We start from the raw sequence: 24970 nt of genomic DNA, 5'->3' as shown, positions 1-24970 counted from the left end.
AGTTAAATTCCTTTTTTATATGTAATCGGTCCGTACTTTTCAGTGATTTTTCGCATCACACGGCGCTCACGAGCTCGGTTAATCTGCGTTTTGATCGAATCATGTTGGACCAAGGGTTTGACTAAAATCGAGCGAATGCCTGCACGGTGGGCTGCTCGTATATCGGTCATAAGCTGGTCGCCGACCATGACCACTTCACTTTTCTCGTAGTGAAATTCCTTCATGGCACGGTCAATCCCAAATGTGAAAGGCTTCAAGGCCCAATAAATGTAATCAATCCCAAATTTTTCAACTGCACGTTGAACTCGTTTTTTGGTGTTATTTGAAACCACGATGATGCGAATGCCCGCGTCCCGAAGGTCATGTAGCCATTGCTTCATCTCTGGCGTCCCATCAGGGTTGTTCCAAGCGATGAGGGTATTATCCAAATCGACCAAAACAGCCTTGATCCCCTGCGCCTGCAGGCTTGGGACTGTCAGATCATAGACTGCTTCCACAGCAAAATCTGGCATGTAATTTTCAATCGCCATTCTGGCTCCTTTTCTTAACTTTTTTTCGCAATTTTCCTTAGTAGTAATGACAGGACAATCCACAAACCTGCACTAGCCAAGCTGATGTAGAGCCAAGCATGGGGCTCATCCGTTAAAGGTAGGGGAACATTCATTCCGAAAAAACCTGTCACGACTGCCAGAACGGCTAGCAAGACTGAAATGATGGTCAAGGTTGTCAAATTATCATTCAGATTATTGTTTAGGATATTGTTGTAAGATGCTGATAGTTGTTGGAGGACTTGAGAAATCAAGTCTGTCATGGATACCAGCTGATGAGCCTCAATCATGGCGTCATCAAACTGTTCTCTCTCAATCTCGTTAAAACTGCGATAGAGGGCATGCCCTTGGATATGTTCCAGCAACATGCGATTTTGCTTGGCAGCCGCAGTAAGATAAACCATACCAGTCTCCAAGTCGGAAAGGGCAAAGAGGTTTTTCTTAGTCGTTCGCTGGCGCAATAGGCCATTGACCTCATCCTTACTCTTGTCCATCTGCTCGATGACAGGATAGTAGGCATTGCTGATGATTTCCAGACTGGCAAAGAGAAACTTGTAAATCGAAAGCGTGTCATGACTGTCTAGATAACGGGCCATCTGATCAATGACATAAGCATTCTTATGGTTGCTGATGGTAATCATTCGTTTGTTTTCAACGATAAAGGTCATGGGAATCGCTTCATAGTAATCCTTGTCCTTTTCTAAGTCCAGAACATTGTAGATAAAGGTCACCGTCCCATTTTCACGGTGATAATCCATGTGAGCACGCTCATTTTTATCCAGTGCGTATTCAATGGTTTCTTTGTCCAAACCGTAGATTTCAGAAAGGTCTTCTAGTTTTTTCAACTTGTCCAAATCTAAGTTAATCCAGATACAACCATTTCCCAGTTTTTTTTCTAAAAACATCTTCTCTCCTTTACCAAACTCTTTCTATTGTACCATAAATCTGCTAAAATTTCAGGCCTGGTCTGTCCGAGAGAAATTGCTGACGACGGTGATATTCCGATTGGGAACGAAGTGCAGAACCTGGTCTTCTCCTCGGAGTTGAGTCGTCCGAATACCGACGCTGACAACCTTGCCCGATACAGTAATAGGCCCATTTGTCAGAACAACCTCATCTCCCACATCCAGTTGACGTTCAAAGAGGATGAAAAAGCCATTGATGACATCAGATAGAAAACCTTGGGCTCCCATCCCAATCGCCACCCCAGCAATACCAGCTCCAGCCAGCAAACTAGATACAGGTAAGCCTAAAATCGACAAAATGCAGTAAAGTAAAAAGAAATATAGCGTATAATTAAACACATTTTCTAGTAAACGCGCAATAGTCTTTTGGCGCCCGACATCATGACGAGACATTTTTAGAGAAGGTTTAACAATTCTCTGCACCATGGTATGGAGCAATTTCTTAGCTATATAAAAGATCAAAAATAAGAATAAAAGAGAAAGTACCTTGGTCAAGATATTCTCGATAATCGCTGTAACATCAAGCATATTGAGATAGGTTTGAATAAATTCTTGCATAGAAAACTCCTTTCGTTTATTATACCATACTTTCATAAAGTGTCAGTCTCCATAAATATTCAAAAATAATTTCAAAAATAGACAGAAAATTCTTGATTTTAGTTTATATTTATACTATAATCATAAACATTACACAACAAAGGAGATTGTTATGAAAAAATTTATTCATGCTTGGAATAAGGCAAGCCTAATCAAACGTATCTTGATTGGCATGCTTGTCGGAGGAATCCTTGGACTGACATTTCCTACTGTTTCAGGAATTGGTCTACTCGGAGATCTCTTTGTTGGTGGTCTCAAAGCCATCGCACCGATTCTAGTCTTTGCCCTCGTTGCCAATGCCCTTTCCCAACATCACAAGGGACAGGATAGCAATATGAAAACTGTTATCTTCCTTTATTTAGTGGGAACCTTTGCAGCGGCACTTGTTGCTGTCCTAGCAAGCTTCATTGTCCCTGTTGAGATTACCTTGAATAGTGCCAATACAGAAATTGCACCACCAGATGGAATTGGCCAGGTTCTCAGCAATCTCTTGCTCAAACTGGTTGACAATCCAGTCAATGCCCTCGTTACTGCTAACTACATCGGTATCCTATCTTGGGCAGTTGTTTTCGGTATTGCCATGAGAGAGGCAAGTAAAAACAGTAAAGAATTGCTGAAAACCATGGCTGATGTGACTTCTAAGATTGTCGAATGGATCATTAACCTAGCCCCATTTGGAATCCTTGGCCTTGTCTTTAAAACCATTTCTGATAAGGGAATCGGAAGTCTAGCTAACTATGGAATCTTGCTTGCCCTCTTGGTGACAACCATGTTCTTTGTGGCCCTAGTAGTCAATCCATTGATTGCCTTTCTCTTTATGAAGAGAAATCCTTATCCCCTCGTTTGGAAATGTTTGCGTGTCAGCGGTGTAACAGCCTTCTTCACTCGTAGTTCTGCGGCTAACATCCCTGTAAACATGAAACTCTGCCATGACCTTGGACTCAACCCAGATACCTATTCTGTTTCTATCCCACTTGGTTCTACTATCAACATGGCAGGGGCAGCGATTACTATTAACGTTTTGACCCTTGCTGCAGTAAATACTTTGGGAATCCCTGTTGACTTTGCTACAGCCTTTGTCCTCAGTGTGGTAGCAGCTATTTCAGCCTGTGGTGCTTCTGGTATTGCCGGTGGTTCCCTCCTTCTTATCCCAGTTGCTTGTAGCCTTTTCGGTATTTCTAATGATATTGCCATGCAAGTTGTTGGGGTTGGATTTGTGATTGGTGTCATCCAAGACTCATGTGAAACAGCCCTTAACTCTTCTACAGATGTCCTCTTTACTGCCGTTGCCGAATACGCAGCAGCCCGTAAAAAATAACTCATAAAGGCAAGCCTGCTCAGGTCTTGTCTTTTCCGCTTTTATTCTAATACTCTTCGAAAATCTCTTCAAACCACGTCAGCTTCACCTTGCCGTATAGATGTTACTGACTTCGTCAGTTCTATCTGCAACCTCAAANNTGCGGCTAGCTTCCTAGTTTGCTTTTTGATTTTCATTGAGTACAACTTACTAGGAAATTCTTATGTCTATCAGCCAACGTACGACCAAACTCATCTTAGCTACCTGTCTTGCCTGCCTTCTTGCTTATTTTCTCAATCTTTCTTCAGCTGTCTCGGCTGGAATTATCGCTCTATTGAGCCTGTCTGATACCCGTAGAAGTACCTTAAAACTGGCTCGCAATCGACTCTTTTCCATGCTCCTAGCTCTGTCTATTGGGGTTTTGGCTTTTCACTTGAGCGGATTTCATATCTGGAGCCTTGGCCTCTATCTTGCTCTATACGTTCCTCTAGCCTACAAGATGGGCTGGGAAATTGGCATCACACCAAGTAGTGTTTTGGTTAGCCATCTCTTGGTACAAGAGTCAACCTCTCCAGACCTTCTAGTCAATGAATTTCTTCTCTTTGCTATCGGTACAGGATTTGCCCTACTGGTCAATCTCTACATGCCTTCACGAGAAGAGGAAATCCAGTACTACCACACGCTGGTGGAAGAAAAGTTAAAAGATATTCTCCAGCGCTTCAAATATTATTTATCCAGAGGGGACGGACGCAACCGAGCACAGCTGGTGGAAGAATTAGACACTCTTTTGGAAGAAGCCCTCAAACTGGTCTATCTAGATCACTCTGACCACCTCTTTCACCAGACCGACTACCATATCCACTACTTTGAGATGAGACAGCGACAAAGTCGCATCCTGCGAAACATGGCCCAGCAAATCAACACCTGTCACCTAGCTGCCAGTGAAAGTCTGATTTTAGCACAGTTCTTTTCAAAAATTGCCGGTCAACTGAGCCAGACCAATCCTGCTTCTGATCTACTAGATGAAATTGAACGCTATCTAGAAGTCTTTCGCAACCGCAGTCTCCCCAAAACAAGAGAAGAATTTGAAACCCGCGCCACCCTTCTTCAACTCCTACGTGAAGCCAAAACCTTCATCCAAGTAAAAGTTGACTTTTACCAAAAATATGGACAGTAATACTCTTCGAAAATCTCTTCAAACTACGTCAGCTTCCATCTGCAACCTCAAAACAGTATTTTGAGCTGACTTCGTCAGTCTTATCTACAACCTCAAAACTGTGTTTTGAGCAGCCTGCGGCTAGCTTCCTAGTTTGCTCTTTGAGTTTCATTGAGTATAAAAAAGAAAACTTCAGACCAATCACAAAAGGTGAATATCTGAAGTTTTCTTTTATTTGTAAGTTATTACCATAAAGGTTAATAGTAAAACGAATAGGGCCAAACTCACCAATAAAGTGAGAACCTTTACCAAGGTGTTGCTCTGCCAGTAACTCGGTTTACCAATATTACTAGTGGCATCCATGGAAAAGAGTTGATTTTGACGTGGTTGTATGGTTACCAGTACAATCAAAGCGAGAGATAGTACAATAGCTAAAACAATCAGTATATCAATCATAGACTTACCTCAAAATTCCCAACAAAGTAAAGAGTAAACCAATCAGAATCATTAAACCCAAGAGAAGTGAAAAAGTTTTACTAATCTTTTCCCCTCGAGTTTCTTTTTCCTTTTTGATAGGTTTTTGTTTCAACTCTTCCATGCGACCTTCAACGTCTTTGTAAAATAAATCTTCGTCTGACATATTAGCCTCCTAAAACAGTTTGCATGGTTTCCTGATATCGCACCAAGTCAACATAATTTGCATGTTGGCCTTGCTTTCCAAGTGCCTGACGCATTTGATCAACATCTGAAAGAGCCAGTTTAATGGTCTCAACCAAAGCAGAAACTTCACTACTTTCAAATAGATGATCAGGAGCGATATAAAGTCTATTGTGCACTGTCTGATTAAATCCAAGAATCAAGAGATTGTGATCAAAGGCCTGACGCACCGCCTGCAACAACTCATTACTGTGGTTTATATCCAAGTAAATATCCGACAATTGATAGAGCTCCTGAATCTTCTGCGGACTAGCATTCTGGTAAAGGACCACATTAGGATAGCGAAGCATATCTAAGAGCTTAGAAGACATTTCTGTCACCGCTGCAATACGGAAAGTAACATCAGGCAAGGCTTCTACGATTGCTTCTACTTGCTCAATCTGATCGGAATTGGTCAAGATTAAGGCATCTCTTCGAAGGAAATTATCGCGTTTAAACTGGTAATGGTAACCCAAGTGCACAAACTGATCATGGTATTTCTCATCAGTCAACTCTAAAGCACGTTCATAAGTCGCCTTGTTGGGAATGATGATCTTCTTAGTACGCACATCATCATTTTCCAAAATCAACTGCATATTGCCTGGAATGCTATCATAGAGAGGTTCCTGCCAAACCAAAACATCTGATCCAGACTTATCTGGATGATGGAAAGAAACCAAGAAAGGAGTCGCTAAGGTATTAAAGATAAGCTGACTGGTATCTATTTCCAAATCTTGCAAAAAGAAGGTGATAAATTCAACCTTGTTGGCAAAGTAACGCATGGGTTGACCAGGCAAAGTCAATAAGATATCACCCGTCACATGGTTCTCCAGCAAGACTTCCTGACCATTGACATCTTGGTAAACCGTCATAATCTCCTCACTATCAGCACTATAGGTCGTTGTAGCAAAGCAGGCTCCGAAGCGATTATAATGGTCAACCTGACGTACTCGACCTTCCAAGTCTTTCCAATCTACCTGTTTAACCAAGCGAGCCTGCATTCCATCAGCATAATGAATAAGAGCTCTCTCCTGTGTCATATCTTCAATACGAGCAGACTGATTATTTCCTGAAATTTCCCAAAAAGCTGGAACAGGAACTTGGTTAAAATAGAGAGGTTTTCCCTTTTCATATCCTAGATAATAAGTAAAAGGAGATACCAGACCATCAGGTAGAAAACCATCTGCATCGATGACTACTCCAAGTTGAGAAAGACCAGTAGCAACTAGACTTTCATGTAAATCTCGACTTTCCTGACTATAACGATCATAAAGTTCAATCATGGAGCACCTCCTCTACTGTTTTCTTCCACTTTTCTAAAATTTCTTTGGTTAAGAAGCCTTCTGCAATTTGGTAAGAATGGGCACGCATAGCTTCCAAACGATTTTCTTGATACAGTTGGCAAATCTTAGTTGCGTAAGCTTGCTTGATTTGGTCTTCTACATGGTCCGATGAACTTGGAATCAAATAACCATTTTGCCCATCTTCTATAAAGGTCTGATTACCATAAGGCACATCAAAACCAATTAGAGGTAGACCTGAGCCAATAGCTTCCATCAAGGTCAAACCAAATCCTTCGCTGGTTGAAGCAGTCAAGTAGACCTCATACTGGCTATAAATCTGCGAAAGTTCCGCATGGCCCTTGAGTTGGATATAATTCTCAGCCTGATGAGTTGCAATAATTTCTCTGAGCAGAGAATCTTCTCCACCACTACCATAAATATCAAAGGTTAGTTCAGGTATTTCCTTACGAGCCTCAATGACTGCCTTGACCAACCAGTCAATGTGTTTTTCTTTAGCAAGACGTGAAGCCGTAATCAATGAAAAGGACTTACGTCCCTGACTTGACTCAGTTAATTCATCAATACTTCCTACAGGAATAGTAACAATCTTTGGACGATGCTGAGTATATTTGGCAAATTGCTCTTGCAGAACTTCTCTCTGCTTATCAGTTGATACGATAAAGAAGTCAACCTTATCTGCATTGGTAAACTGGTAGTCGTAATAGTTGTTCCAAAGGATATAGTCCTCGTTTGTAGCATTTTCACTATAATGCTCCGCGTGAACAACTACCGCTAAATACGCCACTTGTGCTTCCTCAAACACAACCTGTCCAATGCCTGTCTCTCTATCAAGAATGACCAAATCAGACTTGTTCAAATTCAAAGATTTCATAAAAGCACGCATAAAGGCTTGCTTCCCATAGAAAATCTTATCCTTGAAACGGTAAACTTCTTCCTTCCCTTGATTCATCAAGATATCATAGGCTGGAGTCCCGTCTTCATTATAGAAAGTTCTTTGGTATAGGACTGCAACATTGTCCTTGGGAGCAAAATACTCGCTACAATAACGCGTATAAGAAAAGTAATCCTTGCGAATCAGTTTTCCTTTAAAAACATACTCGGCATGTTGAACCAAGTCCTTGTCCTCATCAACTAAATAACAGGTTACAAACTTATCTTGATCAGAAAAGAAGACACGTAAAACCTTGCCATTCTTTTCTCTACGACTTTCAATGCCACCAAAGTAAGCCAAGACATCATCCACTATCACGCTAGTAGGTGCAATCTTGATATCTGTAAAGTGGTTGTAAAGCCAGATCACTTGATCATCATCAAAACCAATATTGGCTGTTAAGTGCTGAATATTATCGGCTAAAATCATATCTGTAAAGATAAACTTAGAGGACAGATTTAATTTCCGAAAAACACCAGCACGATAGGCTTGGGCGTATTCAACACCGCTACTAGCCCATCCAAGTCCTAAATTTATATTGTAAATTGTCATATTGTCCCCTTTTTATGGAAAATAAGCCATAATTTCCCCATCAGGTGAAATGTCTACTCGACTCAATAAAAGATTTCGAACCATATCCTTCTTGACTTGCCTTTTCATTTCTTCGAATCCATGATAGGCTTCTTGGTAATACTCGACAATAGGATTCTTTTGAGCAGCTGACTGCCCACCAATCGCTAGACTCAGTTGTTGAAGGTAGTCCACCTGCTCTACCCAGTTATCATCTATTGCTTTTAGCAATGCTAAACGCTGAAAATCTGAAAAGAAGTCATGAGTTTCCAGAAGCGTTCGTTTCTCTTGTAGACTCTTTTGAACGGTTGTCTCCAGAACTAGCTTGATTGCATCCTTATCCGTCAGATCTAATTCTTGCGGAACTGCATGGTAAAGAAAACTGATATTTTTAACGATAAAATGATACAGCTCTTCTCTACTTTCAAAGGGTTCTTCTGCCAAGCTTTTTCTTATGAACTCATCCAGAACATCTACAGCAAAACCATCAAGATCCTCGGTCCCATCAATCAAGCGATTTCTTTGACTATAGACCATCTCTCTTTGGATATTCATACTCTCAGCATACTCTAAGGTTTGCCTTCTTGATGATCTAGCAGCGCTATCGCTTGCCTTCTGAGCTTTTTCTACTAATTTTCGATAGCGTCTTCCTTCTAAAAGTTCTGGGCTTATCTGTTTATTTACGGTATAGTCCTTATACATCTTATGGACCCAAGAAGGTCCATACTTCTTGATCACATCATCTTCCAGTGAGACAAAAAATTTCGACAAGCCAGGATCTCCCTGTCGACCAGAACGTCCTCTAATCTGTAAGTCAATACGTTTACTATCCATCCGTTCTGTACCAATGACAACTAGACCACCCAGTTCAGCAACTCCTGGACCAAGCTTAATATCAGTCCCACGTCCAGCCATAGAAGTCGCAACTGTCACAGCTCCCATACGACCTGACTCTGCAATCATCTGGGCTTCACGCGCTGCATTATGGGCATTTAAAACGTTATGAGCAATTCCTTCTCGTAATAATAGAGAGGAGTAGAGTTCCGACATTTCTACCGATCCAACAAAAATCAATAAAGGATTACCCTTTTCATGATAATATTTAATCTCAGCAAGCGATGCATACACTTTCTCAGGTAGGGTAACATAGAGATTGTCTGGATAATCAATTCGCTGTTTCTTACGATTAGTAGGAATTTGAATCACTGACATCCCATAAGTTTCTAAAAACTCTTTCTCTGCAACCTTTCCTGTCCCAGTCATTCCAGAGATTTTTTTAAACTTCTTGAATAAGCTTTGATAGGTAATTGAGGCCATCGCCCGTGTTTCTTCAGATAAAGGAACATGCTCTTTTGCCTCAATGGCTTGGTGTAAACCACCTTGTAATTTGGTCATTTCTAATAAACGACCTGTACTTTGATCTACCAATACGAGTTCTTCGTCCTTCTCACCCTTACGGATGATGTAGTCTTTATCCCTTTTAAATAAGGTATGAGCTCGTAGAGCAAAGGTCAAGTGTCTTGCTAGTATACTATGCTCTTTTGAATAGAGGTTGTCAATACCTAAAAAGCTCTCCGCAGTTTTAGCTCCCTTAGTGGTAAGCCAGACTTCTTTTTTTTCTTCCTTAAAGATATAATCTCGCCCCTCAACTAGAGTTGTCATCAAGGTGTCAATAATTCCATAAAAATTGGACTGTACCCTAGGTGAACCTGAAATGACCAAGGGAGTTTGAGCACTATCCAGCAAAACTGAATCTACCTCATCTACGATGACAAAGTTAAATTCTGGCATGTACTTTTTATCGTCACTAGAGGCTAGATTATCAATCAAATAGTCAAAACCAAAACCACTGTTGGTAGTATAAACAATATCTGCACTATAAATTTCCCGCTTATCTTCAGGCGTTAACTCTTCATCATCGTCTTCAGAAAAGGAAATGCGAATCGTCAAGCCTAAGAACTCATATACTTGCCCCATCTCCTCTGCATCACGCTTGGCAAGATAGTCGTTAGTCGTCACCAGCATAACACCTTTTCCCGATAAGGCATTGAGATAAACTGGCATCGTAGCGGTCAAGGTTTTACCTTCACCTGTATTCATCTCCGCAACATTCCCTTGGTGGATGACAATCCCACCCATGACCTGTACATCATAGGGAAACATTCCTAGGATCCGCTTATCTGCTTCACGTACAACTGCAAAAGCTTCCACTAAAAGATCGTCTAAGCTTTCTCCAGCAGCAATTCTATCTTTAAATTCTTGAGTTTTACCTGCTAATTCATCATCTGTTAGCGAGGCCATCTCTTCTTTTTTTAGATTGATTTGATGCAAGATTTTGTTCACCTTGCTCAATTGTCTATTCTTGTTCCACATCTTACTCAGAATCGTCCTCTTCTATTGAAAATGAATGAAAGTCAACCGATTGAAAGCCTGCACTCAACAGCTGTACTCTGTAATGATAGGCTTCTTCTGGATAAGTAAAGATGAAATCCAAGTCTTTTTCAATCACTTGACCAACCTGCTTATCATAACGATCCATAAAGATGAGCCTAAAGTATAAACCATTTTGAGGTTGCACAGTCATCCGACTAGACAAACGATAACGATATCCCCTTTTTAAAAGAGGTAAGGTTGGGGTTAAGCGATTTCCCTGAAAGTTAAAACTTGAAGTCCACTCATGAATCATCGTACCAGAATTCACCATAGCATTTTCCAGATAAACATGGTCTCTTGAATGATAGAGGACAATAGAACCATATAAAAATGTATTTTGCCTCATATCACCTAAACTGGCTCCCTTAAATTCTCCCCAATATATTTCTTTATTCCGTTTAATCATCATTAAAACTTTCTCCCAAAATCCTGCTCCAAAATCATCTTATAAAAATTCTTGAACCAAGTTATAGTTGTGTCATTATCATCGTTATGTCGACCCGAGGTCCCCTTGACCATAATACGAGCTCCCGTATGATAAAGGGCAGCTACTAAGTCATCATAGGCACGTGGATCATAGTCTTCCTCTTTCATATAAGAGAGGCCAAAGATTGTTTGACTAAAATCTGCCTGTTTAAAAGGGGTCCAAAAACGGTCATCTAAGGCTCTCATAGCATCTAAGCTAGCATCTCCCTTAGAATGATGGCGTAAGATATCAAAGGCGGTTGGGAAAAGTCCAGGTGCCTCAAGTCTGCCTCTCTCTGCTATCAAGCCCAAATTGGTCAAGGGTTTTGAAACAATCACAGCTTTAGGTTCAAAGAAAGAGCTGTAATACATAGCACCATAGGTCCCCATGGATATACCCGAAAGGATAAGTTCCTTATTTGAGAATCCTAACAAATCCAGATGTTCTCGAATGACATTTCGAACACCATTCTCAAGATAGTCATCACCCAAGTAAAAAGCTCCTCCATCAATTCGAGGATCTTGAAAGAGAAGGAAAGGCGCTCCAAAGGATCTTATCATTCCAAAACCCTCAAATCCTTCAGCTCGGCGATAACCAGAGAAGTAGATATTCAATGGAGGTTTAAAGTCTCCTGGATAGAAAAAGTAATTGATTTCCTCACGCTTTTCGTTATGGATAATGCCTCCACCAAGAACATATTTACCAAATTGGTAGCGCGTTAAACGCTGGTGAAGAGCTCCTATTTTCAGATGTCCTGCTCCTCTAGCTTCTAAAGAAACACTGATAAATGAAGAAAAATCATCATCCAGTACCAAGGCTGACTGCATATCTTCAACTGTGAAAACTCGCTCTTTTACAAAATTAGCAGTAGACCCATCTTGAATATTTCGAACGATCAGGCGAATGTCACAAGTCCAATCTTTCTCATATTCGAGCCAGAGTTCAACTGGGTTAAATTCGCTAGCTCGGATATTATACTTCCAGCTGATTAAGGGGCGGAAGTCGTCGCCGTACTTTCCTAGGAGTTCTAGATTTTCATAACCGTTATATCGAACCTTTCCCGTAAAAGCAGGATTGACGATCATATCAATTGGAACTAACTTATCTCCATACTGCCCTCTAAACAGGGCTTTAGATAGGAGTCTCAAAAGTTCTGCTGGATTTGAAAAATCTGTTGCTTGAGCACAAGTTTTTTTCAAAAAATCTTGAACATCTTTCGATTGAGGTTCAGCTGTATCAGGGTAGAAAATCGTATAAGGAGTGATCTTTCTCATCAACGGAATCAAATCCGATAAATGCTCAGGATTTTCAATCAAAACAGCTGAAAAAGTTCTTAAGCCTTCCATTTTCATGACCTTCTTTATGGCAGTCGTTGATCTTGGCCAAAAGAAGTGCCACTCCATATTTTCAGGAAGCTCATAGTCATGGCTCCAGTTTCTGCTACCTATCTGCAAAATCTGTAATTTATTGCTCACTTTTTGCCTCCTCTAACCATTTTTCCCACTTGTCTACAAATTGATCACCTGTATTTTGTCGAATCTTATCAATTGAGTAAATTAAGGCTTGATTCCAATGTTTCAGGGTATCTAAAAAGTAGTGCCCAGCCTTACTAAACTCTGATAAATCCGATAGAATATACCCATTTTGTAAGTGAGTCACATATTCTGATTCTTGTAGATTGATTTGAGGAATTCCTGCACTAATCCCTGCAATCTGTGTGTAAATATTAGCGACTGGATTCAAATCAACAATTAAACGAGTATACTCTAACTCACGAATTAAGCCCATCTCATCATTTAGATTGATAATCTTAAAGCGGTAATCATCCTTGGTATTTTCTTCTAATGTATTTTCTGCATCAGATACCACAGAATCCTTTAACAGATCTCTTGGGTTAAGACGTTCAAGAATGAGCGAATCGAGTTGCTCCTGTAAAGCTTCAATTTGATAACCTTCTGCATTGAATACTGAAAAAACAACCTCTGTCAAGGGATTTTTCGAAACGAAATGCATGATTTCATACAGGACTTCTGGATCTTGTTGCATCTGTATATCTAATTGGACATAAATTTTTGATTCTTTTAATCGTTGGCTAATCCCTAATTTTAAGCGCGTATCAAATGACGGTAAATGATGCATTTTAGAAGCAAATTGGGAATAGGTCTCTTGTAATCGCTCAAGAAAATCTTTCCGATCACTAATCAAAAATTTAGACTTTTCCACTAGCTGACGATGAGCTTGTAAATCATCTGCTTGATTTCTTTCAATAAAGAAACTTAAAATTTTGGGAGCTTCTTCTGGTAATCTTTCTAACAATTGATCTTGAAACTTGGTATTAGCTGCCAAAACAAATGAATCTCCAACTTGATAGTCTTGATTTAAAAATTTTGTTAAGAATTCCCAAATAACTTCATCTATACTCTCATAAGCTAATTTTTCAAAACGATAGCCTACTGCTGGGTTTACCTTCACAATTGGTTCTTCTCCCTGCAAATTTTCCCTCAGTTGCCACTGTCCTTTTGCATTGTAATAATAACGAGTAGCTGGTCTTTGATCCCTATACTCTACAAGACTTGATAAAAAGCCACGATCATCAAAATAGCAAATAAAATCAACTTGGTTATCCTTAAAGTAAGTGATATAGCTGATAAAACCTTCTGAACCATATTCAATATGAGCATAGAGTTCCCCTTGTTGCTTAACTACAACTACAAAAGGAGTATAGATAAAGTCACAATCTTCATCCCATGTCAAGTCTTTTAACTGTAAGGGATGCATCTCCTCATTTTCAATGTTTTGAATAGCATCAAAAACGGAGAAAACATCCGACTCCAACAAATCTTGTCTGTGTAACAAGTAGCGTAGATGAGGATGATAAGTCAACCATAGCATCTTAGATTCTAATTCTTGGCGTTTAAAAATCCGAATTTGGTGTAAGATATCATCAAATTCTAGGCGATAAGGAGTCCTATACCAAGGCACAATATTGGCTTGCCAAGATGGATTGTTGCGCTCCAAAAAAGGAATGAAATAATACATAGCTTCTCCTCACAATTATGAATCGATTTCTAAGAGTGGTCGATAATTCTCGTTTAATGTCAAGGCATCGATTTCTTCCTTGATATTAAACACCATTCCATTAAAAATCAAAAATAAACCTGAAAGCATACTTAGTTGCATATAGCGCGGATCATATAAGACAATCAACATTGGAAATCCAGCCATAAATACGATATAGATAGACCCAATGATTGCAAAACGAAATATCAATTTTCCGAGATAACGACTAGTATCTTCTCCAGGATAGATATTATAAATATATTCTCCAGATTTTTTCATTCTCTCAGCAATTTCTTCACTATTCATATTTACAAATGCAAACGCAATTCCTAATATAAATAAAACAACAATATAAGTGAAGACCCAAATTGGCTGACCAATTGCAAAGCGGCTAATCCACTCTCCAATCCACGATTCTTTCGGCAAAACCATCTGAAGAAGCAACAAGCTATATTGTGGGATGGATACCAAGGACATGGCATACATAAAGGGCATCCCTCCAGCTGGATTCAGCAAAATATCCAAATAAGAATAACGTTTAAAGCGATTGTGGATCATAATCTTATTTACCAGAATTCGATAACGAGCTCTCTGAACTCTAACTGCAATCGCTAAAAATACCATTGAGAGCATCAAAAGAGCCACAATCAATAAGGGGCCAACTTCTAACTCCTTGATGCTTTTTAAGATGTTTTGTGGCATACTTGACACCATACTTGACATCAAGATAACTAGAGCCCCTCCGACACCAAACAAAGAATTCAAATCCGATAACCAGACTAAGAAAAAGGTGCCCGCAATCAAGAGTAGAACATTCATGGTCAAGACTAGCCCATAATTCACCCCTGACTGAATGGGGAGATTTAGAGTAATGGCTAGTGCTTGGATTAAAGCAATGACAAACGTTAATATCATTTTTCGTCGATCTTGAACTTCAAGTGGTAAACTACCCAGACCAAGTTTTTTAGACATGCTAAACATTTGCCATAAAATCATCGCCGACATCCATGGAGACAGTCCAACTGAAAATAGGGAAAGACTCCGAAGATTTCCACCTGTTATAGACGTAGAAAAGGCTAAGAAAGCTGCAGTTCCACCCAAAAAACTCGTGTCATTAACGTTTACAAAGGGAAGGGTCAATCTACTTCCTAGAACGTAAATGAACAAGAAAGAAATCGTCCACATAACCCGTTTCACGACAACTGATGTTAATTTTTTCTTCAAATTTTTCTCCTACCTTATTCGATTGATGAGATATTCTGATGAACATAGCTAATACTCAATGAAAATCAAAGAGCAAACTAGGAAGCTAGCCGCAGGCTGCTCAAAACACTGTTTTGAGGTTGTAGATAAGACTGACGAAGTCAGTAACCATACCTGCGGTAAGGCGACGCTGACGTGGTTTGAATTTGATTTTCGAAGAGTATAAATTTATAAATTAATCTTTTGCCAATAATGGCATTCCCTCATCCTAATGGATGAGGGCAATCCCTAACGATTCTATTCTAAACATCCAAAACCTGCATCACTGCATCAATCAATAGTTTTTTTGTAAAGTAGCCTTGTTTCAAGGCATAACTCACTTTATATACATTTTCAACCATTTGTCGATAAGCTTCTGCTGTCGTTCCCTCTACAAGACGACTGGCTTCTTCCAAACTATCTACTACATAACCTAAGCCTTTTTCCTTTATGAAACTGGCATTTGAGAGATAGGATGGTACTACTACTGGAATTCCTGCTGCAAGATAAGTGCTGACTTTATGAGAGATATTCAAGCGATAGTAATCTGCCTCTTCAGCTGGATTTTCACTTGTTCCCCACACTAAGCCAAAGCCCCCCTCTGACAAAGCAAAAAGTAACTCTGGATCTGTTTTCCACCCTTTAAAGGAAACACTTGGATTATGATTTTCCTGATTAGACTCGGAAAAAATATCGAGTGGGGTTGAGTAAGCCCAGTTGGATAAGTGGTCAAAACGTTCTACACTACCCGCAAAAGATAGTTTTTTCTGAAAAGCAGGCTGTCTCAAAGGATAGTCATGAACATGATCCCACATGCCTTGGATAATAATCTTTTGAACTGTCAATCCTTCCTGAATCAGTCGTTCTTTCATGTTTTCTGAAGGAACAACTACTAGATCTGATTGGTTGTACATCTCAATGTACTCAGGCATTAAGTAATAATTGGATGGAAACATGAGGGGTGGCACATCATGGATAAAGGTAATGATTTTCGTGTTTAAAATCTTACATTTCCTGATAAAGGCCTGGTCATACTCCCTACCATTCCATGTAGGGGATTGATAAACAACGATATCCCCATAACCCAGCTTAGCTAAAACACCATCTAAACGGCTATTCAACTCGCCTTGACTATCACTATAGATATTGTAGAAGTAAAAGCTAAGCTCGTGAAAGTCTAACTTTTTTGCAATTTTAACGGTTTCATTCTGGGCGATCAAGGCTGTACTCTGACCAGACATACCGTAAATATTTGTAATATTAATTTTCATTTTGAATCTCTAATTTAGTATTTTTAAAACAAATCACTCACAGACTTAAAGTTCCTTCAAAAAATCGACCATAGCCTGAGGATTATCATGAGGAAATACTTGATCTACATGATAAGGATTGGCCACATTATCAAACGCTAAAATTGTTTTCTTAGCTTCTTGCACCCATTCTAAAACATCAGGAAATTTAAACTCATGATTGATATCCAGATAAACATCACATTCTTCAATCATTTTCCTGCACATCCACCTCATAACAGTTGGATGCAACTTAATGTTCTCATAACTAGCTAGACTTCTGAGAATTTCTCCCATATCCGTAAAAGTTAAAATATGAATATCATACTCAGGTAAATGTTTAATGAGATAATCAATTTGTTCTAATTGCTGACTGCCTGTAATGATCAATGCTTGATATTTAGCTTTTTTCACGACAAGTTCTTCTTGACTATTTATTTGAGACCACTCTAGTTGATTATATTTCCACCAAACTTCACGTAGGCGACCTACCGAATAAGTATTCCAAGGTTTATCGGCAGACAAATAATGAATAATCGCTGGTAATGGGGTCAAAGGCAATTCAAAAATAAAATATTGTCCCCGACTATCCGCCAACTGATCATATCCAATCTGAAAATTATAGGTATCATCTAATAATACATAATTTTCTCCCATCACTAGATTGAGAACTGTTTGATCAGCTTCAAGTAAGTGTTCATGTTCTCTTTCAGTAATGTTAATGAGCTCCTGCTGGATTCCCTTATCCTTCCAATAGGCATTATTGATCAGTAACACTCCTGCATTAAATCTGTCTTCTAAACCATATATGATTTTTGCAGCAGCTAGAGGTTTATTGGTTAAATCAATAGAAAATAGATCTGTCAAATCACGTGTAACTACTAAGTCACAATCTAAATATAAAACAATATCTTCTGACACAAAACTCGGTATAAAATAACGAGCAAAGGTCATAAAGTTTATGTGCTGTCCAACAGGTGGTAGACTCCAATTTCGCATATTACCTCCAAACAGCTTGATATCAACTATCTCACTATTTCGGTATGCCATTTTTTCCCGGACGGAGACAAACCACTCTTGGGGAATATCCTGATTAAAAATATAAGCCTTGACATCACTATTGTGATAGCAAATAGATTTTAAGGTAGTTTCGATTTGACGAATATAACCGTAATCTCCAGCTAACACAAATACTTTTTTATTCATTCACTACTCCTTGACTATAGCTTCACGATGATAGATGCATCATAAGCCGCATCGGCAACTAGCTGAATTTCTTGATCAAAATTATGCTCTGCGGTATGCTTATGTGAGAATTTCACTTTTGAAGTTGCTCCCATCTTAAACCACTCATATTCGGAATCAATATGACCAAGATCAATCGCTTGTATGCCTTTTTTGCTTAAGTGATACGCTAAAACTTTGGCTGTAGGACCAAGCATCAAGAATACTAATTTACCATCCGCATGCGTTTCAATCGCTTCTTGAATAGCCTGAACTTTACTGTAGGCATTTCTAGAAGGACAGATGATCCGCTCAACTGACTGAGCATTGTCAAAAAGATCGTTACCAACTCCTGAACGTGAGTTTTCACCTTCGACGATCAAGATGTTTCGTTTATCCCAAAGTTTCTTTAATTTTTCAAAGTGGGTTACCGAAGCAGACTTATCTTTGAGGTCCATATAAGGGCGAGATATGAAAGTTGAACCATAGAAACTTGCTGTACAAAATCTATGATAAGCTTCTTTATAATGCTCTAAATGCTTTTTCCAAAAGTTGACCGCTTCGGGATTATAGCGTTCCAGGCCTTCAAAAACATCAGAAAGACAAACCAGCAATTCTGGAGAGCTTTCTAGTTGGATCATACTTCTAAGCTGTTCTGCCAATGTCTCATCGTAGTCTTGATAAGGAATCCCATGCCCCATCATAATATCCATTTCCCCATCTCCATAACGAATGACAGAAGAATGGTGCTCCAGTATATAATCAAGACTCTGCTGAATATCCAGTACCTTTGGGTAGGATTGCAGCTTTTTTACAGGCAACTCTCCATTTTGACAGTAAGCTTCAATAGCTCGAACCATCTCCTCAGGATGTGCTTGGTCATAAAGAAACTGACCTTGTTCTCCATGGACTACACTTTCAAAAGCAAATACTGGTTTTCCTGCTTGTCGGAAACGTCCAATGATCCCATCAACTTCGGATTCAGCATTGATATCCAGTAAAAAGTCACAGCCTTCAACCAAGCTATCAATCAAAGCTGGTTGCCCAGCAATATCTGACAAGACAGAGACATTTGGGTAGGCTAGTAGAGCTGTAATACTATCAGCCACCATAACGGGAGCTGCTACATAAAACTTGACATCTGGTAAATTTTCAATCAAGTAGCCCATACTTCTCAAGTCACTTGAGAAGGTATAGACTAGGGCTGAATGTTGAACCCCTGTGTATTGACTCACCTGATTTTTTGTCAGACAAGGTGTCGATTCTCCTATGTCAGACCAATCTTGGGCATTATAATACCACCAAACATCTCGATAGATGGAGCGTTCATACAATCCCCATGGTTTTCTCTCGGTCAGATAATGAATAATCGGTGGATAAGTCCCAGGCTCTGGTCGATAATCCGAGAAATGTGTGTGCAAGGTAATACAGTTATATTTAAAGTCCAAAGCCAACCAACGATCTTTAAACAAGAGATTCAAGATACTTTGATCATCCTGAGCAACCTTGTCATGTAACTCATTAGTCATTTCAATCAGTTGTTTACGAACTTCTTCTTGTTTCCAAAGGCGATTATTGATTAACAAGACACCTGCGTTAAAACCATGCTCATTAAAATATACTTGAGCCCCTAGATCCTTGACTGCCGCCAATGGATAGTCTCCTAATTCGACATCAAATAGAGGGCTTAAGTCTCTTGTGACAACCAAGTCACAGTCTAGATATAAAACCTTATCTTCCTCAACAAAATCTGAGATAAAATAACGCAAAAATGTTGCATAGTGAATATTGGTCTTGTATTGGCTAATATGAGAACTATTGACACGGGCATTGACGATTTCACAGTCTAACTTGGTCAACTTACGATTGAGATTATAAAACCATTCTGTCGGAAAATCGCTGTTAATCAAATAAAAACGAAGTCCTCGATTATAACAGCAGATTGATTTGATTGTAGTTAATACCTTATCTGCATATTGATAATTGGCTCCTAGTACAATTGCCTTCATATCCATTTTATCTTTCTTTAACTCTTTAATTACTTCTATCATTGACTGTGGAGACTGAGACGAAACTACTGTTTTTTCCAATTGGTTTTTGTTGGTCGCATCAAAAGTCAGCACTGGTCTTCCTGCGCTGGTATAGCGATTGACAATGAATTCCATTGGACTCCCTTTATGAATATCAAGATAAGCATCTGACTTCTCGATCATTTCATCAATCACTACCCCAACCATGCTAGGATACAAGTAAACATTAGGATATTTATCCAAAGCCATCAGAATTGGCCCCATGTCTGTATAGGCTCCAATATGGAATCCAACATCAGGAAGAGCTTGGGCTAATTCTTCAATATACAGAAAATCCTGAGAATCTGTAAATGTAAATAGATTGATACTATGAAGGTCATAAACTCTCTTGATCGTAAAACGTCCTGCATAATGGTCAGCAATCTGTTCATAACTAACATCCCGAAATGCCCACCATAAGTCCCGATAGCGATAGCCCATCAGAGTAGACCATGGTTTTCGATAGGTCGTATAATGGATGATCAAAGGTTCTTTATCCAACTCAAAGTGTGAATCCCAATGGCTATAAAAAGCAATGACATCATGGCCTACTTGCAGATTAAAGTGCTTGTCCAACTCTAGCCAATGATTCTGAAAGACTAGATTGAAAATGGTTTGATCCCCATTGAAGCCCTCTGTAGTCGTCTGCTCCAGGTAGGACATATACTCTACTGTCTTAGTAAAGAGCCTAGATGTGATATCCTGTTCTCTCCACTTTTGACAATCAATGACCAGCATCCCTGAATTAAATCCATTACCATCAACATCCCTTACCGCCGCTAAAGAATAGTCTCCCAAATCCAAGTCAAAGAGTGGACTCAAATCTCCATTAACAATAATATCACTATCTAAATAGACTACTCTATCTTCTGTAATCAGTCGAGGAATTAAGTATCGAGCATAAGCTATGGGGGAGATGTGCGCTTGGGTTTTCCACTTAGGATCAATCACATCACCGATAAAAATATCCTCTACAAGACTCCCTAACCTTTCCACTTGAATCTTGACTTCATGGAACCAATCGCTAGGGATATTCTGATGTAGAATGTAAATCTTAACCTGTTGATTATGATATAAAATAGACTTTATCGTCGTAAGCATCGGTGTGAGATAATTCTTATCCCCAGCAACTACAATCGCCTTCATATAAACCCTTCTCTCTATTCTTATGTTAAAACTTCCTACTGTAAGTTCAGCCTTTTCTTCTCCCTAATATCAGGCTTAATATCACAGAACTACAAGAAAAATATATCTTTCGTATTCTACTGTGGATTTAGCCCAACTAATACTAATCTACCAGTCAAAACTGAAATCATTTACTCCAGCTCAGAAAGAAGATAATCTAATTCTTCCATACGACGAGTCTCTCCACTTTCAGCAAGACCATTTTCCAGAGCCATACGATGCCAAGCTTTCAGATACTGTTTATGTTGGGTTAAGTAATGACTAATATCATAGCCTTTTAATGCTAATAAGGCAATTCTTGCAATGCGAGCATCGTGATCATCGCGCATCATTTTCTCTGTAAATGATTCATGAGAAATACTTGTATTCCTTAAACGATAGCAGTAGGTATTTTTATGCGCATAGACTATCTTCTCAGCCTGTATAAAACACTTATAATTCGTCGCAATATCTTCATTTATTTTTCCAACTGGGAAAGAAACGTGTTCAAACAACTCTTTCTTAAATAGGATCCCCCAAGAAGTCTGAAAACTTAACGTTTTTTCCTCTAACACAGGTAGAATTTCTAACAGTTCCTTCGAACTATAAACTTTGTCATACTCTTCCCCGTATGTAAAGAAAAGATAGGTTTCCTTTTCCTCATCATAGATACAGTAACAAGATACTACAATATCTGCATCATATTGATTCTTTTTCTCGGATAAAATCTCTAGACAGGTAGATTCCAACCAATCATCCGAATCTACAAAAGTGATAAAAGATCCTTCTGCACGATCAATACCATAGTTCCGAGCTGATGATAAGCCTCCATTTTCTTTCTCAAAATAGCGAAAACGAGAATCTTTAGCTACATATTCTCTACAAATCTCTGCTGAATGATCTGGAGACCCATCGTTGATCAACAAACACTCAAAATTCTTATATGTTTGATTTTGAATACTATCTAAACACATTCTCAAGTAGTTCTCAACATTATAGATGGGAACAATGATACTAATCAACTCATTTTCCATTCAATTCTTCCCCTAAAAATTTTCGAATAGCTTCCACCATCTTGTCTGGTTCAGCTGATGAAAACACGCGACTTCTTCCACTGGAATCATGACTGGTATTGTCAAAACCAAAAATCGGCTTATTTCGTCTATGCACTTCATCGATAATATTGACTATCTCACCTTCGTGATTGATATCTAGGTAAAAGTCCATCTTATCCAAAGTTTCTTTCATGTTAAAAGGGTTAAAATTTGGAAAAAGTGACAGATTTAGATGTGATTGAAAGTCAACGACAAAGGGAGCAAAGTTTGTATGCGCCAAGATCGTAAAGTGGACTTCTGGAAGTTCAGATAGAAGATATTCCAAGGACTCCATTGCAGCACTATTTGTAAAAATACAAGTATGATATAAAGGAGCACCTACTAACTCCCCAAAAGATCGTTTGGTGATGTCTGAGCTTAACAATACGTCGTTCCAGTTCAATCCATAATAAAACCACCATAGCTTACGAAAACGCGTTAAGCTCAAGTGAGTCCAAGGTTTGTGTTCTGCAGTATAATGGATAATCTTTGGTTCATGATTTCCATAATAGTTAGATTTGTACCAGTCAGTATTTCCTTTTAAATGTAAAAACTGATCCAAGCCAACCATGAAATTATACTCTTTATCCAAATGAAGCCACTGATCACCAAAATACATATTGAGAACACCTTGATCCCCATAGACATGTTCATGGTGTTGGGCTGTCAACTCTAGTAGACTTTGTGTTGAATTTTTTTCTCGCCATTTTTTTGCATCAATCAACATCACACCTGAATTAAAAGTTGTTAACCAACCTTCGTGATTAAAATCTTGAACAGCTGCGATAGCGTAGCCCTGTAAATCTAAGGTGAATAAGTCATCTAATTTTGCATTAACAATCGTATCCGAGTCTAGATAGAGAACCCTGTCTTCTTGTACTTCATCTGCTATGAAATACCTAAAGAAAGCAGCATAGGACAGGATTGCATTTGGCAAGTGGAAATTACGAAGATTGTGATCTGTTTTCTTGACATTGACAATCTCAGACCCAATAACCTTCAGACGATTCCTCATTAATAAAAACCATTCGCTAGGTAGATCATCATTAAACACATAAAATTTCACTTCATGATTATGAACCGATACTGACTTTATCACGGTTTCTACCTTATCAAGGTAATGAAGATCAGCTCCAAGAGCTATCGCTTTTTGATACAAATTCATTCCTTTTCTCCACTGTCAATTTTTTCTAGTTGGTGACGAATGGCCATCACCATATTTTCTTTATCCTCTAGGCTAAACACTTGTACTCCTTCAGCAGTTCGATGAGCTACTGTATCAAATGCAAATATCGGTTTCCCTATTGCCAAAGCGCGCTCGACAATATTATCTACCTCACTCCAATTGTTGATATCTAGATAGACATCTGCCAACTCTAAAATGCGATCTGAAACCTCTCTCGATTAGCAATATTCATATAGTTGAAAATTACTAAATCTGGAAAAGCTTCTTAAAAAATCTGAAACATTCGTTGGTGCCGCAACATGAAAATCAACTTCAGGTAAACTAGCTAGCAAATACTCCAAACCTTCCAACTGATCTGAGTAAGTATAAACAAAGGCATGAAATTTGGCAATATTCTTGGGCTTAATCGTTAATGTTTCACTATGAGTGACGATTGAATTACTAGGAATATCCTGGTGGATGAGACAATTAGCACCTATGATGACATTATCACCAATAGTAACTCCTCTAAGAATAACGGTATTGGCACCAATCCAACAATCCCGCCCAATACGAACAGGAGCGCCGCTCATTGCAGTTTTAAACACATGATAGTTATTGAATTGATGATTCGAATCAAAAATTCGTACTCCATCCCCAAACATTGTATCATGGCCAATGGTGATTTCTTTAGTACAGCGGATTGAACAATGGTCATTAAAAAATACCCTGTTTCCAATTTTCAAGTTCGCTCCACTTGAAACTTCAATACTTGCAAACGAACGAATTGTGATATCTGCTCCCAAATCAAGATGAGCATCTGGAGACACTTCAACATGATGATAATCTCCAACTAACTGTACTGCATTTCTAAAATCCATACCTTACTCTCGATTCTTTCATTTTATAGCATTTGTTGACCAAAAATATTATTCTCATTGTTTTAGAGCAATTGATTGTTGATAACCTAATTCTCCTATAACCTTCATGTGATAGCAAATCAAGCATCTCTATATAATACATCCATTTTTAGATACAAAAATCTACTATATAGTATACCATTTTTATGTACTTTCATAAAGTAAGATAAAGCTCATAACCTTATTTTTTCTAGCTCTTGACAATAAATATTGAATTTCAACTGATTTATATTCAATTAAAATCAAAGGTCGCTCTTTTTAGCAACAGCCTGTTTAAGAAATATCGTAGCCCAAGTATAAACTTGGAGATTTACCCATTAATCAATAAACCTTACTTTATTCTAAGAAAGCAAGAAAATAGTCTCTAGCAAAACCAATAATATATAGGTTTGTGCAGTGGAAATTTCTGCTCTTTTTGATTTTAAACGAGTCTTACGAATCAACAAAACTCCAACCAGCTAATACTCACTTCCTATAGACAAAAACCTCCAAGAATTTTACAATCCTTGGAGGTTTTCTTATAGCTTACCTAGTCTTTTAGCAACTTTATAAAACAAGGCTTACTCTTCATCATCGCGCTTACGACGTTTAGCTACTAATCCTAATCCTGTTAGACCTGCTACAACTCCTAGGAGTAGATTTGTAGCCGAAGTTTCTGTTCCAGTATTTGGAAGTTGCTTACGTGTCTTAGTGGTATCAGTTTGAGGAGCTTGACTAGTCGAATGAATCATAGAGGCACTTGTTGATGCTGATTCAGAAGCCGATGTGCTTGCTGACTCT

The 24970-nt window shown here is 38.7% G+C and carries 22 protein-coding genes; 2 read left to right on the top strand and 20 right to left on the bottom strand.

What is annotated here, in order from left to right; all coding sequences use genetic code 11:
* Positions 1–2: 2 nt before the first annotated feature.
* From HT717_RS06125 to HT717_RS06115, 3 genes are read right to left on the bottom strand one after another with little or no spacing between them, the layout of a single operon-like run.
* Entirely contained in the window at positions 3–530 is a 528-nt protein-coding gene (locus tag HT717_RS06125) for a YqeG family HAD IIIA-type phosphatase (RefSeq protein ID WP_049540971.1), read from the bottom strand.
* A 14-nt stretch (positions 531–544) separates the two neighbouring features.
* Entirely contained in the window at positions 545–1453 is a 909-nt protein-coding gene (locus HT717_RS06120) for a magnesium transporter CorA family protein (RefSeq protein ID WP_049540973.1), read from the bottom strand.
* Between the two features lie 51 nt (positions 1454–1504).
* Positions 1505–2071: a mechanosensitive ion channel domain-containing protein gene (locus HT717_RS06115; RefSeq protein WP_049540975.1), complete on the bottom strand. Its 567-nt coding sequence runs from the start codon at positions 2069–2071 to the stop codon at positions 1505–1507.
* Positions 2072–2222: 151 nt separating this feature from the next.
* Here HT717_RS06115 and sstT point away from each other — a divergent pair, with 151 nt between their 5' ends.
* The gene (sstT, locus tag HT717_RS06110) at positions 2223–3428 is read left to right on the top strand and encodes a serine/threonine transporter SstT (RefSeq protein ID WP_049540976.1); all 1206 of its coding nucleotides are present in this window, start codon (positions 2223–2225) and stop codon (positions 3426–3428) included.
* 202 nt (positions 3429–3630) lie between these two features.
* A complete protein-coding gene (locus tag HT717_RS06105; RefSeq protein WP_049540980.1) occupies positions 3631–4584 on the top strand; it encodes an aromatic acid exporter family protein in 954 nt (317 codons plus the stop codon).
* 210 nt (positions 4585–4794) lie between these two features.
* Here the strand turns inward: HT717_RS06105 and HT717_RS06100 are convergent, their stop codons facing one another.
* From HT717_RS06100 to HT717_RS06025, 17 genes are all read right to left on the bottom strand, one after another.
* Entirely contained in the window at positions 4795–5019 is a 225-nt protein-coding gene (locus HT717_RS06100; RefSeq protein ID WP_000565445.1) for an accessory secretory protein Asp5, read from the bottom strand.
* A gap of 4 nt (positions 5020–5023) precedes the next feature.
* Positions 5024–5203: an accessory secretory system protein Asp4 gene (gene asp4 / locus HT717_RS06095; RefSeq protein ID WP_001278708.1), complete on the bottom strand. Its 180-nt coding sequence runs from the start codon at positions 5201–5203 to the stop codon at positions 5024–5026.
* A 1-nt stretch (position 5204) separates the two neighbouring features.
* A complete protein-coding gene (gene gtfB / locus HT717_RS06090; protein WP_049539532.1) occupies positions 5205–6542 on the bottom strand; it encodes an accessory Sec system glycosylation chaperone GtfB in 1338 nt (445 codons plus the stop codon).
* Positions 6535–8046 carry an accessory Sec system glycosyltransferase GtfA gene (gtfA, locus tag HT717_RS06085; RefSeq protein ID WP_049539534.1) on the bottom strand — a complete coding sequence of 504 codons (1512 nt, stop codon included), beginning with the start codon at positions 8044–8046 and terminating at the stop codon, positions 6535–6537. Before gtfA ends, gtfB begins: the two co-directional genes overlap by 8 nt.
* A 12-nt stretch (positions 8047–8058) precedes the next feature.
* Positions 8059–10437, bottom strand: coding sequence for an accessory Sec system translocase SecA2 (secA2, locus tag HT717_RS06080; protein WP_173304733.1), 2379 nt, complete (start codon positions 10435–10437; stop codon positions 8059–8061).
* 1 nt (position 10438) lies between these two features.
* Positions 10439–10906: an accessory Sec system protein Asp3 gene (asp3, locus tag HT717_RS06075; protein ID WP_049539538.1), complete on the bottom strand. Its 468-nt coding sequence runs from the start codon at positions 10904–10906 to the stop codon at positions 10439–10441.
* Entirely contained in the window at positions 10906–12438 is a 1533-nt protein-coding gene (gene asp2, locus HT717_RS06070) for an accessory Sec system protein Asp2 (RefSeq protein ID WP_173304731.1), read from the bottom strand. The genes asp3 and asp2 overlap by 1 nt, the downstream gene beginning before the upstream one ends.
* Entirely contained in the window at positions 12428–14002 is a 1575-nt protein-coding gene (gene asp1 / locus HT717_RS06065) for an accessory Sec system protein Asp1 (RefSeq protein ID WP_173304729.1), read from the bottom strand. The genes asp2 and asp1 overlap by 11 nt, the downstream gene beginning before the upstream one ends.
* A gap of 15 nt (positions 14003–14017) precedes the next feature.
* Complete coding sequence (gene secY2, locus HT717_RS06060) at positions 14018–15247, bottom strand: accessory Sec system protein translocase subunit SecY2 (protein WP_173304727.1); 1230 nt, start codon at positions 15245–15247, stop codon at positions 14018–14020.
* Between the two features lie 281 nt (positions 15248–15528).
* Positions 15529–16536 (bottom strand): sugar transferase, encoded by a 1008-nt coding sequence (locus HT717_RS06055; RefSeq protein ID WP_173304725.1) that lies wholly within the window; start codon positions 16534–16536, stop codon positions 15529–15531.
* 45 nt (positions 16537–16581) lie between these two features.
* Positions 16582–17760 (bottom strand): glycosyltransferase family 8 protein, encoded by a 1179-nt coding sequence (locus HT717_RS06050; protein ID WP_173304723.1) that lies wholly within the window; start codon positions 17758–17760, stop codon positions 16582–16584.
* Positions 17761–17774: 14 nt separating this feature from the next.
* Positions 17775–20993: an SP_1767 family glycosyltransferase gene (locus HT717_RS06045; RefSeq protein ID WP_173304721.1), complete on the bottom strand. Its 3219-nt coding sequence runs from the start codon at positions 20991–20993 to the stop codon at positions 17775–17777.
* Between the two features lie 170 nt (positions 20994–21163).
* Positions 21164–22045, bottom strand: coding sequence for a glycosyltransferase family A protein (locus HT717_RS06040; protein WP_173304719.1), 882 nt, complete (start codon positions 22043–22045; stop codon positions 21164–21166).
* Positions 22035–23264 (bottom strand): glycosyltransferase family 8 protein, encoded by a 1230-nt coding sequence (locus tag HT717_RS06035; protein ID WP_173304795.1) that lies wholly within the window; start codon positions 23262–23264, stop codon positions 22035–22037. The genes HT717_RS06040 and HT717_RS06035 overlap by 11 nt, the downstream gene beginning before the upstream one ends.
* Positions 23265–23266: 2 nt before the next feature.
* On the bottom strand, positions 23267–23479 hold the full coding sequence (locus tag HT717_RS10100) for a hypothetical protein (protein WP_345890445.1): 213 nt from the start codon (positions 23477–23479) through the stop codon (positions 23267–23269).
* Between the two features lie 30 nt (positions 23480–23509).
* Positions 23510–24151, bottom strand: coding sequence for an acyltransferase (locus HT717_RS06030; RefSeq protein ID WP_345890444.1), 642 nt, complete (start codon positions 24149–24151; stop codon positions 23510–23512).
* A 599-nt stretch (positions 24152–24750) separates the two neighbouring features.
* The coding region (locus HT717_RS06025) for an LPXTG cell wall anchor domain-containing protein (protein WP_173304717.1) at positions 24751–24970 on the bottom strand (220 nt) is incomplete at its 5' end.

It is taken from the genome of Streptococcus sp. 959, assembly GCF_013277075.1.
Classification (GTDB): domain Bacteria; phylum Bacillota; class Bacilli; order Lactobacillales; family Streptococcaceae; genus Streptococcus; species Streptococcus pseudopneumoniae_C.
Note: the sequence above shows the minus strand (reverse complement) of the source record. Positions and strands in the feature narration are given on the sequence as shown.

Bases quoted from the DNA above. Each gene is read 5' to 3' on its own strand.
- HT717_RS06125 (WP_049540971.1), bottom strand. From the start codon at position 530: ATGGCGATTGAAAATTACATGCCAGATTTTGCTGTGGAAGCAGTCTAT.
- HT717_RS06120 (WP_049540973.1), bottom strand. From the start codon at position 1,453: ATGTTTTTAGAAAAAAAACTGGGAAATGGTTGTATCTGGATTAACTTA.
- HT717_RS06115 (WP_049540975.1), bottom strand. From the start codon at position 2,071: ATGCAAGAATTTATTCAAACCTATCTCAATATGCTTGATGTTACAGCG.
- sstT (WP_049540976.1), top strand. From the start codon at position 2,223: ATGAAAAAATTTATTCATGCTTGGAATAAGGCAAGCCTAATCAAACGT.
- HT717_RS06105 (WP_049540980.1), top strand. From the start codon at position 3,631: ATGTCTATCAGCCAACGTACGACCAAACTCATCTTAGCTACCTGTCTT.
- HT717_RS06100 (WP_000565445.1), bottom strand. From the start codon at position 5,019: ATGATTGATATACTGATTGTTTTAGCTATTGTACTATCTCTCGCTTTG.
- asp4 (WP_001278708.1), bottom strand. From the start codon at position 5,203: ATGTCAGACGAAGATTTATTTTACAAAGACGTTGAAGGTCGCATGGAA.
- gtfB (WP_049539532.1), bottom strand. From the start codon at position 6,542: ATGATTGAACTTTATGATCGTTATAGTCAGGAAAGTCGAGATTTACAT.
- gtfA (WP_049539534.1), bottom strand. From the start codon at position 8,046: ATGACAATTTACAATATAAATTTAGGACTTGGATGGGCTAGTAGCGGT.
- secA2 (WP_173304733.1), bottom strand. From the start codon at position 10,437: ATGTGGAACAAGAATAGACAATTGAGCAAGGTGAACAAAATCTTGCAT.
- asp3 (WP_049539538.1), bottom strand. From the start codon at position 10,906: ATGATGATTAAACGGAATAAAGAAATATATTGGGGAGAATTTAAGGGA.
- asp1 (WP_173304729.1), bottom strand. From the start codon at position 14,002: ATGTATTATTTCATTCCTTTTTTGGAGCGCAACAATCCATCTTGGCAA.
- HT717_RS06055 (WP_173304725.1), bottom strand. From the start codon at position 16,536: ATGAAAATTAATATTACAAATATTTACGGTATGTCTGGTCAGAGTACA.
- HT717_RS06050 (WP_173304723.1), bottom strand. From the start codon at position 17,760: ATGAATAAAAAAGTATTTGTGTTAGCTGGAGATTACGGTTATATTCGT.
- HT717_RS06045 (WP_173304721.1), bottom strand. From the start codon at position 20,993: ATGAAGGCGATTGTAGTTGCTGGGGATAAGAATTATCTCACACCGATG.
- HT717_RS06040 (WP_173304719.1), bottom strand. From the start codon at position 22,045: ATGGAAAATGAGTTGATTAGTATCATTGTTCCCATCTATAATGTTGAG.
- HT717_RS06030 (WP_345890444.1), bottom strand. From the start codon at position 24,151: ATGGATTTTAGAAATGCAGTACAGTTAGTTGGAGATTATCATCATGTT.